Genomic DNA, 12,922 nt, shown 5'->3' with positions numbered 1-12,922 from the left:
TTTCAGGGCAGACCAGCTACGAGAGTGTCGGCTAGGGTCGGTCGCCGATGTCCACGCCCCAGGAGGCTGCCACAGTGCGCCCGACAGCTTCATGGGTGGCAGCCCCAGACTCCACAGCCGCTAGTGTGAAGGTTCAGCAACCAGCTCGGGACGGAGGTGAGACACAGTGGCGACGGCTGACCAGGTGAAGGCACTCGTGAAGAGCCATGGCGAGGGTGACGATGCGCGCTTCTACTCGGTTGCCATGCAGGTCGCGGCCAGAGCCGCCAGAAGCGGACAGAACCGCTTCGCGCAGGAGCTAAGGGACCTGGTAGACGGCCTGCGGGCCCGTGAGACGGTCGCACCAGCGGCCGTGACCGCACGGTTGGTGCCAGTGACTCAGCCTCGTGGGGAGCTCGCGTCTCTCCTCACTGTCAGTTACCCCGCCGAGCTCCTATCGGACCTGGTGCTTGAGTCGCAGGTGCATTCCCGCCTGCTTAAGGTCATCACTGAACAGAGGCAGCAGGACAAGCTGCGGGCCCATGGGTTTCACCCGCTCCGCCGTCTCTTGCTGACCGGGGCGCCAGGCACCGGCAAGACCATGACTGCGCGGGTACTTGCGGGAGAGCTCAGACTTCCGTTGTTTTCGATTCGACTTGACGGATTGATGACAAAGTACATGGGTGAAACTGCCGCAAAGCTGAGACTTGTCTTCGAGGCTCTTTCCGAAACTCGCGGGCTCTATTTTTTCGATGAATTCGATGCACTGGCCGGAGAGCGCTCTCTATCCAATGATGTCGGAGAGGTGCGCCGTGTCCTAAATTCCTTCCTCCAATTCTTGGAGCAGGACGAGTCGGATAGCATCATTGTGGCGGCAACGAACCATCCTCAAATTCTCGATAAGGCTGTATTTAGACGTTTTGATGCCTTGATCGAATACCCACTGCCAACCCGGGAGGCGGCATGTGCCGTCATCTCTAATCGGCTGGCAAACTTCGACCTTTCGCGCATCGATTGGGGGCGAGTAGCCGACATCTCGGTCGGGCTGAGCTATGGGGACTTGACGGTTGCCTCCGAAACGGCCGGAAAGGCAGCTGTGCTGTCCGGGGATTCCGGGATAGAAACTGAAGATATCGTTAACGCCATCGGCGAGCGTCGCCCGCTCATCAATCGGAAGGAGCCCTGAAGGCTAAATGGCGTCAGACAGGAGTCTCCCGCACCTGTTCATTCGGCAAAGCGCTACGGCTGAGCCGTACTCGCCCCCGCCCGGGGGCCCGGTTGGTAACAAAGTCGCCTCCCCTAACGATCCTACGCTCCATGCTCAAGGACTTCTTGCCAACCTTGAGCGGGCCGGAAATAAGATCGCAGCCAAGAAGCAGGCGGCGACCGTAGAGCCGGTGGAGGGTGCAGTCAGTGGCGTTTATGTGGAGTTCGAGAGTTTCCCCGGCGTCGAACTGGCGGTCGAGAGCCTTGATTCGAGGGTGGGCAAGGTGCACCCAGAGCTCATGTCGGTTCAGCCTGTAGAAACTGCGTACGGGCTCGTCGAGCGCGCGACCGTTTTCGTGCCCGACGGTAAGCTGCAGAATTTCGTCAAGAAGATTGAAGAGTATGCCGAGACGGCCGACACCGAGAGGCCGACTCACAGCAACCTTGTCAATAGAATCAAGGAAATTCGTCTCGCGTCCATCAATGCCCTCTGGACTGACCCGGTCGATCGCCTTCCCCGAGTGGATGAGAAGATATGGCTCGAAGTCTGGTTGCGCGTGCGCGATGGTCGGGAGATCGACCGCTTTCGAGAATTTGCTGCGCAAGCTGAGATTACTCTTCACAGGCACATCCTGCAGATGGCCGATAGAGTGGTTCTGCTAGCTGCAACCACTCTTGAACAGCTGTCGGGAGCTCTCGACGTCTTGGATGACCTTGCAGAGATTCGGCGGTCTAACCATGCGGCCGAAGTGTTGGCTCTTCAGCCCGCGGTCGACCAAGGCGAATGGGTTTCTGCGCTCCTGGAGCGTACAGATCACGCGCCAGACGATGCGCCGGCTGCCTGCATCTTGGATACGGGGGTATTCCGTGACCATCCTTTGCTCCGTCCGGCCCTGAATGCTGAGGACTGCCACACTGCGGAGACTCCTTGGAACACTCAGGATCACAGCGGTCATGGGACGGAGATGGCCGGACTTGCGTTGTTTGGAGACCTCGGGCAGGCCTTGGTCGCAGCCGAGCGAATCCATCTTCGGCACCGCCTGGAATCGGCGAAGATTCTTCCTCCTCCGCCAGCTTTTAATGAACCGGACGTTTACGGCCTAGTTGTCGCGAAGGCTGTAGATAGGGTGGAAATTCAGGCGCCCCGTCGTCGCAGGGTATTTTCCATGGCAGTGACTGCTGGGCATGACACGCCAAATGGCGAGTCTGTGTCAAATTATGGACAACCCACATCTTGGTCCTCAGCCATCGACGCACTAGCCTACGGCCACAGCATCGATTCCGCTACAGATTCTGGCCAAGTTGTTATTCGCACTCAGGAAGCGGAAGCTCATCCCCGACTCTTTGTGGTTTCGGCTGGAAATATCTTTCCATTTGATCTCGATCATTTGACTCGTAGTGACGTGGAGCCGGTCGAAGATCCAGCGCAGGCTTGGAATGTACTGACCGTGGGGGCTTTCACCGAAAGAGACGACATGAGTGAGGCGCCGGCAGGTTTTAACGGCTGGCGGCCTCTTGCACCTCGTGGCGAGCTTTCTCCCCATAGTCGGACGTCCGTTGCCTTTAGTAGGACTTGGCCAGTCAAGCCAGAGGTAGTTTTTGAGGGCGGGAATGCAGCCGCATCCCCGGATGACCTAATGATTGACACGCCGGAGAACTTGCAGGTGCTTACGACGCAAGCCCCTGTGCAGCGGCCCGGCCAACTGGGGTTGACAGCAGGCACGAGTGCCGCTACCGCGCAGGCTGCCAATATGGCAGCTCAGATCATGTGCTCATATCCAAGCCTCTGGCCTGAAACGGTAAGAGCGCTGATTATCCACTCGGCCGAGTGGACGTCCGCGATGAGATCCAGAATCACTGCCGAGAAGAAGAAGGTAGACCGGGCTGCGCTGCTGCGCCGTTACGGCATGGGAGTCCCGGATGTGGGGCGAGCTACTCGCAGTGCATCGAATGCGCTTACCCTTGTCGCTCAGGAAACTATCCATCCTTTCAATGGGGCAGGAGCGCTGCGCGAGATTCACATGCACGATCTGCCCTGGCCGGTGGAGGTTCTCATGGGAATGGGTGAAACTCCGGTACGGCTTCGAGTGACTCTCGCGTATTTCATTGACCCTAATCCTGGGCGGCGCGGTTGGCGCAGGAGGTACACCTACGCCTCGCATGGTTTGCGTTTCGACATGCGGCGCGCCACTGAATCGAACAGTGACTTTCGCAAGCGCATCAATAGAAAGGCTCTGGCCGAGGAGGAGGCACGACCGGAGAGCCATGCGGAATCGGGTGAATGGTTTTTCGGGGCGAAGCTTCAGCAGTCTCCGGGGTCCGTGCACACGGATATCTGGCAAGGCACCGCCGCCGATTTGGCCTCGCGCGGGGCCATTGCTGTTTATCCGGTCACGGGCTGGTGGAAAGAGAATCCCAAGAAGGACCGAAGTCCTGATGGCGCTCGCTACTCGTTGGTAATTTCTATCGACACGCCTAGCGAAGACGTCGATATTTGGACGCCTGTAGCCCAGCAGATCGGCGTACCTATCACCATTTCTTAGCGGTAACCCCCGGTCCGGGGACTGTTCGTCGTGCCAGGTGAGGCAATCGCAAGTCCGCTTGCCCGCCACGTGTGACTGCGGAGACGCGTTTGTAGGTGGCTGAGAGGCGGGCGCCGCGTAGCTGCTGGCGAGCCCGTTGCAGCCTGGCCCACGGGTTTCCTGCGTGAGCGATGCGTGAGCGGACGGGATGGCAGAAGCTGCGCGGAGCTGGATCACCAAACCTGCCGCGTGGCGCTGACCTGCAGGTTCAGCGCCACGCAGCATCAGGCGTCACGCCCCGTCATGATCCCGGTCCGTCTTGTAAAGCGGGGGTCGTCGGTTCGAACCCGACAGGGGGCTCCGTACGCGGAGGTTGACGGAGGGCCGGTCGGCGGGAGGGATCCCGGGCCGGCCCTTTGGCGTGAGTGGGGGTCAGGCGCTTTCGGTGGCGGCTAGGAGGGCGCGCATTTCGGCTACTTCGCGGGCGTCGGCGTTGGCGAGGCTGGCGAGGCCGTTGCGCCAGGCGGCGGCGGCTTCGGCGGGGCGGCCGAGGTCGCGGAGGACCAGGCCGCGGATGTGTTCGGCGAGGCCGGTGCCGTAGCCCTCGGGGCCGGAGGCGGCCAGGGCGAGGAGGTCCTGGCAGGCCGTCAGGGCTTCGGCGAGGCGGCCCAGGCGGCGGAGGCCGTCGATGCGGCCGCGGTGGGCCTCGATGCGGAAGTCCCAGGGGGCGCTGCCGGGTGGGAGGGCGAGGGCGGCGTCGAAGGAGCGGATGGCGTCCTCGTGGGCGCCGAGGCGGAGGTGGGCGAAGCCGATGTTGTTGAGGCCGGCGGTCTCGGCCGCGGTCGAGCCGACGCTGCGGCCGGCTTCGAGGCTGCGCCGGTGGTAGCTGATGGCGAGGTGCGGGTCGGTGACCTCGAACAGATTGCCGAGGGAGCAGTAGATGGTGGCCTCGTGGTGGGTGCTGCCGCGCTCGCGGGCGAGTTCGGCGCAGGATTCCAGGACGGCCAGGGCTTCTTCGTCGCGGTCGAGCGAGTGCAGCAGTACGCCGCGGTTGGTGCGGGTGGTGAGTTCCTGGTCGGGGTTGTCGAGCTCGCGCCACCGGGCCTCGCTCTGCTCGATGAGGTCGAGTGCGGCCTGGTAGCGGCCGACGTCGAAGTGCGCGCAGGCCAGGTCGCTGAGGGCATACGCCTCGGCGAAGGCGTTGCCCGTCCGCCCGGCCGCTCGCAGGGCGGCGCGGTTGAGCTGGGCCAGTTCCTGGGCGCGGCCGCGGTTGCGGAGGTAGGGGAAGAGCGCCCGTACGGTGGGGAGCAGGCGGTCGGTGGCCCAGGGTTCGTCGGCGAGCCGGTCCACCAGGACCAGCAGGTTGCCGTATTCGGCGTCGCCGAAGGCCAGCGCGGCGTGCTGGTCGAGTTCCCGGCCCGGGGCGACGGCGGGCAGCCGGCGGAGCTGGTGCTTGTCCGGTTCGAGGGCCCGGGCCGCGGCGGACGCGGTGGCCAGGTACCAGTCGAGTGCGGCGCCGGTGTGCCGCAGGCGCTGCTCGGGGTCGGCGGTGAGTTCGCGGGCGAAGTCGCGGACCAGGTCGTGCGGCACGTACCGGTCGAGTCGCGGCTCGTCGAGGAGTGCGACCTCGGTGAGCCGGTCGAGGGCGGTGCCGGCCTGGGCGGGGGTGAGGCCGAGGACGCCGGCCAGCAACGGGGCGCTGTACTCGGGCAGGTCGAGGGCGCCGACGGCGAGCAGGGCGTCGGCGGCCCGCCGGTCGGGCCGCCGGTCGGAGGCGCGCAGCGACTCGTAGGTCAGGGCGAGCGACTGACGGATGCTCAGGTCGTCGAGTTCGAGTTCGTCGAGGCGGTCCTCGCGGTCCTCCAGTCGGCCGACCAGGCCGCGGACCGGGAGGGTGCGGCGGGCGGCGAGCCGGGCGCCGACGATCCGCAGGGCGAGCGGGAGGCGGCCGCACAGCTGGACCAGGCGGGCCAGGTCGGCCTGTTCGAAGGCGACCACGGCGCGGTCGGCGGTGGCGCGGCCCGCGGTGCGTTCGACCAGGGCGATGCTCTCGCGTTCGGAGAGGGTGTCCAGCCGGAGGTGGAGCGCGCCGTCCAGGGCGAGCATCGGGGCGCGGCCGGTGATCAGCACGGCGCAGCCCGGCCCGGCCGGCAGCAGCGGCCGGACCTGGGCGAGGTCGGCGGCGTCGTCGAGCAGCAGCAGGGTGCGGGTGCCGGACAGGGTGGTGCGCAGCAGCGCCGCGGCGGTGTCGGGGTCCTCGGGCAGGCCGGACGGTTCGATGCCGAGGCCGCGCAGCAGGGAGGTGAGCGCGGGCAGCGCGCCCAGCGGGGTGAGGCCGGGGGTGGCGCCGCGGAGGTTGAGGAACAGCTGCCCGTCCGGGAACTCGGCGCGCAGCGCGTGGGCGCAGGCCAGCGCGAGGGCGGACTTTCCGGCCCCGGCCATGCCGCTGACCACGGCCACGGCGGGCCGGTCGGCGACGGCGGCCAGCAGGGCGGTGCGCAGGGTGGCGAGCTGCTCCCGGCGGCCGAGGAAGTGCGCGGGCGCGGACGGGAGTTGGGCCGGCGCGGGGCGTCCGGCACGGGAGTCGGCGGGGGAGTCGGCGGGGGAGCCGGCTGGGGAGCCGGCTGGGGCCGGGTCGGCGAGGATATTCCGGTGCACCTCCTGGACGGCCGGGCCGGGTTCGATGCCGAGCTCGTCGACCAGGGTGCGGCGCAGCCGCTGGTACACCTCCAGGGCGCGGGCCCGCTGCCCGGTCCGGTCGAGGGCCTGCATCAGCTGGCCGTGGAAGCCTTCGTGCAGGGGGAACTCGCCGGTCAGGGCGGTGAGTTCGGCGATCAGTCCGTGCGGGCGGCCCTGGCGCAGTTCGGCGTCGAAGCGCCACTCCAGGGCCTGCAGCCGGCTCTCCCGCCACTGTTCGAGCTGGGCGGCGTGCCCGGCGGCCGGTTCGGTGACGTCGGCCAGCGGGTCGCCGCGCCACAGCTCCAGGGCGGCGGCGGTCTCGGCGAGCACCTGCGGCAGGTCCCCGGCCTGGTGGGCGGCGCGGGCCCGGTGCACGGCCCGGTCGAAGCGGAGGGTGTCCAGTTCGTCCTCGGCGACGTCCAGCCGGTAGCCGCCGGGGACGGCCCGCAGGCGGTGCCCGGGCTCGTCGCCGAGGGCGCGGCGCAGCCGGGCGACCAGGTTGCGCAGTGAGGCCTCGGCGGTGGCGGGGCCGTGGGCGCCCCACAGGGTGTCGGTGAGGCGGTCGAGCGACACGGGGCGGTTGGCGTGCAGCAGCAGGACGGCGAGCAGGGCGCGGGCCTTGGGGCCGCGGACCGGGCAGTCCCGTTCCCCGTCGTGCGCCAGCAGACTGCCGAGCAGGCCGAACCTCACCCCTGTGCTCCCCGTGATGACGCGTGCAGGTCCCCTCCGACTCCCGCCGGTGCACGTGAGGGAGATGTTAGCTGCCGGTTATCGGCCCACCCCAGGCTGTGTTCATCGGGACGCACCGGGGTGGGACACCGGACCTGCGGCCCGAACCAGTGGGCCGGCACCCGCCGGCGACCGGCCCGCGACCCGCCGACCCCGGCTGTGCCCGCGCTGCTCCGCGCACGGCCCGGGGCGGCGAAGCGCAGGACGGCGGAGGGGGGAACACCGCCGTGCTGGGCGCCTCCGGAGCGGCACCCGTGCGGGGGGACGGGTGCCGCTCCGACGCGTGCGCGGAGGCCGGAGCCCGGCACCCGGAGCCCGGAGCCCGGAGCCCGGAGCCCGGAGCCCGGAGCCCGGAGCCCGGTCGGGCGCCCCGTCCGGCCCCGTCCGGCAGCTCCGACGCGCGCGGCGGTCCGGGTCGACGTCCTGATGAAGTCCCTTACAGGGACGCCGCGTCGACGCGCGCACTGAGGTCAGGACAGCAGCAGCGGCATGTCCCAGTCGTGCGGGGTGCCGCCGGACGCGTACGAGTCCAGGGCGAGCGCGGCGCCGGCGGCGCCGTCCAGGTAGCCGGAGACGTCCGAGGCGAACGGCCTGGCGGTCATGGTGAAGCGGAGGCCGAACGGCGCATCGGGGTCGAAGGCGTCGACCAGCCGGGCGGCGATCAGGTCCCGTCGCCGTTCGATCCGCGGGTCGGCGAAGTCCTCGTTCAGGCGGCCGAGTTGGTGCAGGGCGCCGGCCCAGCCGTGGCACAGGGCGTGGTCGGTGATGCCCCAGTCGTCGAGCGGGACGGTCAGCAGCCGTTCCACCGAGGCGCGGGCCGTGGCCGTCCAGTCCGGGCGGTCGAGGGCGGCCCCGGCGACCTGGAGGGCGCGGGAGACGCCGGGTGCTCCGTAGCACCAGGACGGCCAGCTCGGGGGTTTGTCGTAGGCGTCGGGGCCGGCCAGGTACTCGGTGAGGTCGAGGTAGCCCGGCCAGTACGGGCCGTGCTGGTCGCGCACCGCCCAGTGGGTGAGCAGTCCGGCGGCGCTCTCCAGCGCCTCCCGGTGGCCGGGCAGCCGGATGCCGTCGCGCCAGGCGAGGGCGAGCAGCATCAGCGGGCCGGCGACGCCGTGCGACAGGCCGAGGTTGAGGTGGCCGTCGGGGAGCAGGTGCTCGGAGCCGATCCGCGGGGCGTCCAGCGACCACCAGCGCGGGACGCGCCCGCCGCGGTGCGCGGTGTCGCCGCGGGCCAGTTCGATCAGGTAGCCGAGGACGTGTTCCAGTTCCTCGCCGCAGGTCTCGGCGCGGGCCAGCAGGTACCGGCCGACGCCGGTCATGCCGCGCACCACCTCGTAGTGGCCGATGGTGGTCAGCGGGCCGTCCGGCACGGCGGGGAGCGCGGTGCGCACCAGTTGCCGCTGGTAGGCGTCGAGCCGGTGCAGGGCGGTGGTGTAGCCGCCGGTGGCGCGGTTGGCGGCCAGCACGGCGAACGCCAGCGCGCCCGGCCCCTTGAAGATCCCGCTGGGCGTGGTGTCGCCGTCGGCGGCGGCCCGGGTGGCGACCGCGAGCCAGCCGTGCGCCCGGGCCGCCCGGTCGGTGCCGGGCCGGGCGCCGCCGCTGAAGGCCAGCGACAGGCCGGGGCTGCCGCTGCCGAGCGTCAGTTCGGCCCACACCCCTTCCGGTACGCCGTCGTCGGCGGCCTCCGCCGGGATCCGGGTGGCGGCGATGGTGGCGGCCGGGTCGGCGAGCCGGTCGAGGATCCGGTCGGACACCGCTCCGGCCGCCTCGCGCAGTCCGGCCCGGTGCGAGGTCGCTCCGCTCGGTTCGGTGACGGTCATCGGCAGCTCCGGGGTAGAGAGGGGGTGACGGGCCGTCATGACCCGTCCCGGGAGTGGGCACGGCGGCCCAGCAGGGCGCGGGCGGCGCCGCGCAGCACGGCGTAGCCGCGGGCCTCGGCGGCCGGGTCGATGCCGAACAGGCGGTTGTGGCGCATGTGCAGCAGCGACATCAGGGCCTCGTCGCGGTCGGCTTCCGGTGCGGCCAGCAGCAGCCGGCCGAACGCGCGCGGGGCGGGGGAGTCCGTCCAGAGCGTGGCCAGGGCGGGGACGCCGAGCAGGTCGGCGGCGTGCCGGGCGGCGTCGCCGGGGCGGATCAGCCGGTCCGTCAGGGCGCGGTGGCGCTGGTAGACCTGGTGGTCGGGGCTCTTGTCGAACAGGTGGTCGGCCCAGCGGCACCAGTCCCAGTCGCCGAGCGAGTCCAGCAGCACGGCGTGGCCGACGGCGGCCAGCACCTCGTCCGGCACCGCGGCGGCCCCGGCGCGGCGGGCCTGCAACTGCACGACCGCGGATCGGCTGTCCGTCAGGAACAGCTCCTCGGCGGCCTGCTGGGCGTCCGGCCCGAGGTACCGGTCGGTCTCCGGCCGGTACACGTCCAGCGCCATGGTGCGCAGCGCGCCGCGCCCGATCAGGGCGCGGACGTGCCGGCCGAGGGCGGGCAGCACCCGGCCGGCCAGCGCCGCCGGGTCGCCGTGCAGGCGCAGCCGCAGGTGCGGTTCGGGGTCGCGGTAGCGCAGGAAGAACCAGCGGTCGATGTCGTCCCCGAGGTCGGCGAGCAGCGCGGGCAGGTGCTCGGTGAGGAGCGTCTCGTGGGCGGACGGGTCGGCGTACAGCTTGGCGAACAGCCAGTCCTCGCCCGGCAGGTGGACGCCCGTCGGGGCGAGGCGCAGCGCGGACCTGGCGAGCGGCGGGCGGTCGTCGGCGGGCTTCCGCGCCGGGGCGCGGAACAGCGGGACGACGATCTCGGTGCTGTGCCCGTGGTTCCAGCCGAGGCCGGCGCCGTCCGCGGTGAGGTCCTGGAAGAGCTGGAACCGCGGTTCGGGGGCGGTGAGTTCGGCACGCAGCAGCTCGGCGTCCCAGCTCTCCCGCAGGTCGATCGGGAACATCCGGTCGTTGCTGGCGATCTGCAGCCGGTCGGGCACCCGGTAGCGCTCGCGCCACTCGCGCAGGCCCTGCGCCCAGGCGGCCGGGCCGGCGGTGCGGGCGGCGTCGCGCAGGCGGCGGCCGGGCAGCCAGCGGCGCGGCGTGGTCAGCACCCGGCCGTAGCGGACGGCGGGCAGGTACGGCAGGGTGTCCAGGCCCGCCCAGTCCCAGCCGGACCACACCCGGGGGCGGGCCGCGGCCAGTTCGGACAGGAAGCGGGCGACCGGCGGGGCCTGCGCGTCCAGGGCGAGCATGTGCGGGAACACCGGGACGACCTGACGGCCCGTCGCCGGGTGCAGCAGGCGCAGCCCGTCCTCGCCGGCGGCGACCAGCAGGGTGCGCCAGTCCAGGCAGTGCGGGTCGTCCCGGTCGGCGGGCACCCCGATCGGCAGCCGGTGCGGCAGCAGCCGCGGCACCTGGACGATGTTCAGCGACCGCGGGTCGCGCGGGGCCAGCTCGACCTGGACGGGCAGCACCCCGTCCTCGGCGGGCCCGGCGGCCAGCGCGGCCAGGCCGTCGGTCAGGCCGGCCAGGTCGGCGAACCGGCCGGCGGTGGCGCCGGCCGTCCAGGAGCCGATGTGCGGGCTGCCGAGCAGCAGGAACTCGCCGCGGTCGAGCGCGGCGGTGGAGTCGGCGAGCACCTGGAAGCAGAGCTCCAGGGTGCGCGGCGGACGGGTGTCGCCCGGCCGGTGGCCGGCGGCGTCCGCGAGGCGGGCGATGTCGGCGTCGTCCAGCACCACGTCACGGCCCGACAGGACGGCCTGCTGGACGAGTTCGGCGACCGCGTTGCGGCGCGGCCGGTCGGCGTCGTCACCGGGCCCGGACCGCGAGTGCGCGGGCAGCGCGCCGCCGTACTCGGGCGGCAGGCCGAGCCCGCGGTGCGGGTCCGCCAGGTCGCCCAGCGGGACGGCGCTCGCCGTGCCGTAGCGCTCGATGAACCGCTCGCGGTAGTCCCGCAGGTGCTCCAGGGTGGTCCACTCGGGCGTGATCGCCCAGATCGCGGCGGCGTACCGGCGCACCTCCTCGCCGATCGCCTCCGGCAGCACCAGGTCCGCGGGCATCCGCAGGTCCACCTGGACGGGCGGCCGCTCGCCGGCCCGGTCGGCCGGATCCAGCGCCCGCACCTCGCCCAGCAGCGCCCGCCAGGACGCCAGACCCTCGCCGGGCCGGTCCCGCTCGTGGGCGGCCGCTGCGGCCCGGACGGCCCGCAGCCCCTCCGCGGCGCCGGGCACCGCCCCGTCGACGGCGGACTCGATCCGCGCCAGCAGCGCGTCGTCGATCCGGTGCGGGGTCAGCGAGGTCAGCAGGAAGCCGTGCTGGACGAGTCCGGCCAGCACCCCGTCGATCCGCTCGGCCGGCAGCTGCGGGAAGCGCTCCGTCAGATCGGCCAGCAGCGCGGCGTAGCCGACCGGCCGGGCCGCCAGCTCGCGCACCCGGGCGACCAGCGCGTTGTCCCGCACCGAGACCTCGCGCTCGCCGGTGTGCCGCAGCAGCCGGCCGTCGCGCAGCACCGACAGGTCGTCCAGCACCACCTCGACCCGGCGGCGGACCTCCGGCACGGCCAGCCAGGCCAGCACCCGGCGGTGCAGCCAGCCGCCGTCCAGCCGCACCCGCAGCTGGCCGGCCCCGACCGGCGAGGACTTCGCGGCCGCCCCGAACCGGGCCCGGCCGACGCCCGCGAACAGCCCGAACGGGGTGGGCCGGCCGCCCGAGCGGCGGGCGTAACGGGTCAGCGTCCGGGCCGCGCTGACGGTCCGTTTGCGGCCGAGCGCGGCCGCGCCGTCCGGCTCGCCCAGGCGTTGCAGGCTGAGTGCGAGGCTGCCGCTGGCGACCTCGACGGCCTGCCGCAGCAGCGGGTCGGCGGCCAGCCGGCGCGCCCCCGGGGCGGGGTCGTCCGGGTCGATCCGGGCCTCGGCGCCGGTCCGCGGCGTGCTGGCCATCCGCACCAGCACCGGCTCGCGGACCTCGAACAGGTCCTGCTCTGCTCGCACGTTCGTGGTGTCCCTCAAGGTCGCAGGCGGTGGGGGGAACGAAGAGCGCGGGGCGGGCCGCAGCCCGCCCCGCGCACGTGGTCTACCGACGCGTCGTCAGCAGCAGATCGGGCAGCGGGTGCCGATGGCGTAGCTGCTCGGCGAGGTGTAGGTGCCCTGGCCGAACTCCTGGGTCTGCTCCGAGACCTCCGCGATGCGGAGGTCGAGGTCGAGGTCGGTGTCCTGCTGCACGAGGATCTCGGTGCGCATTTTCCCCTCCTGAGGGCTCGTCGGTCCGGCCGGAACGGTGTCCCGGCCGACGCCGGCCCCGGACGAGGGTCCGCGGTCGGCGACGAGGCCAACTTTTTCCCGGCTTCCCACGATGTGGTGAGTGCCGTCCTGGCCAACCTGTCGGCATATGCCCGCTGCCCGCCGCGACGGCCCCCGCCACCTGCGGTTCGACCCCCGACGGGCGTTGTCCCGGCCGGGTCGGCAGGGTGCGCACGGTGTCCATTTCCCGCCCGGCCGGGGAGCCCCAGGTTTCAGCAGTGAAAACGATGAACACTACTGGTCCCGGGCGGCGGGACGGCAGTCGTGTGACCCGTGCGACGGGAGTCCACGACCGGTTCGACGCGCGTTCACGGTTTTGACGCAAAACCGTGCCGCCGACGGCCGACGCCTGATGATCAGCCGGTCGTACCGGCCGGCGCCGACCGGCCCTGCGACTGGTCCCCCGCCGCCCGGTGCACCAGCGTCGCGGTCAGGAACGCCGCCACCGCGCACACGATCAGCAGCGGCAGCGAATCCGCCGCCTCACCGCCCAGCAGCAACGCCGCCAGCACCGAACTCGTCACCGGCAGCCGGGTCGCCGCCGCACCGC

6 protein-coding genes and 1 pseudogene are annotated in these 12,922 nt (G+C 71.2%); 2 read left to right on the top strand and 5 right to left on the bottom strand.

Going from position 1 to position 12,922, the window contains the following annotated elements:
- The first annotated feature begins 166 nt into the window (after positions 1–166).
- The gene (locus KCH_RS16550) at positions 167–1,165 is read left to right on the top strand and encodes an AAA family ATPase (protein WP_035863823.1); all 999 of its coding nucleotides are present in this window, start codon (positions 167–169) and stop codon (positions 1,163–1,165) included.
- A 211-nt stretch (positions 1,166–1,376) separates the two neighbouring features.
- Positions 1,377–3,728, top strand: a complete 2,352-nt coding sequence (locus tag KCH_RS39685; RefSeq protein WP_208865957.1) for a S8 family peptidase — start codon at positions 1,377–1,379, stop codon at positions 3,726–3,728.
- A gap of 411 nt (positions 3,729–4,139) precedes the next feature.
- On the opposite strand, the gene KCH_RS16535 is transcribed toward KCH_RS39685, so the two are convergent.
- The 5 genes and pseudogenes from KCH_RS16535 to KCH_RS41375 all read right to left on the bottom strand — a co-directional run.
- Positions 4,140–7,076, bottom strand: coding sequence for an AfsR/SARP family transcriptional regulator (locus tag KCH_RS16535; protein ID WP_035863816.1), 2,937 nt, complete (start codon positions 7,074–7,076; stop codon positions 4,140–4,142).
- A gap of 509 nt (positions 7,077–7,585) precedes the next feature.
- Positions 7,586–8,932: a lanthionine synthetase C family protein gene (locus tag KCH_RS16530; protein ID WP_035863814.1), complete on the bottom strand. Its 1,347-nt coding sequence runs from the start codon at positions 8,930–8,932 to the stop codon at positions 7,586–7,588.
- A gap of 35 nt (positions 8,933–8,967) precedes the next feature.
- Positions 8,968–12,012 (bottom strand): lantibiotic dehydratase, encoded by a 3,045-nt coding sequence (locus KCH_RS16525; protein WP_084224214.1) that lies wholly within the window; start codon positions 12,010–12,012, stop codon positions 8,968–8,970.
- 147 nt (positions 12,013–12,159) lie between these two features.
- Positions 12,160–12,312 carry an SCO0268 family class II lanthipeptide gene (lanA, locus tag KCH_RS38645; RefSeq protein ID WP_063750158.1) on the bottom strand — a complete coding sequence of 51 codons (153 nt, stop codon included), beginning with the start codon at positions 12,310–12,312 and terminating at the stop codon, positions 12,160–12,162.
- A gap of 416 nt (positions 12,313–12,728) precedes the next feature.
- Positions 12,729–12,922 (bottom strand): annotated as a pseudogene (locus tag KCH_RS41375) (chloride channel protein); the annotation flags it as partial.

The organism is Kitasatospora cheerisanensis KCTC 2395, assembly GCF_000696185.1.
GTDB lineage: Bacteria > Actinomycetota > Actinomycetes > Streptomycetales > Streptomycetaceae > Kitasatospora > Kitasatospora cheerisanensis.
The sequence above is the reverse complement of the archived record's forward strand: the minus strand, read 5'-3'. Positions and strand labels throughout refer to the sequence as shown.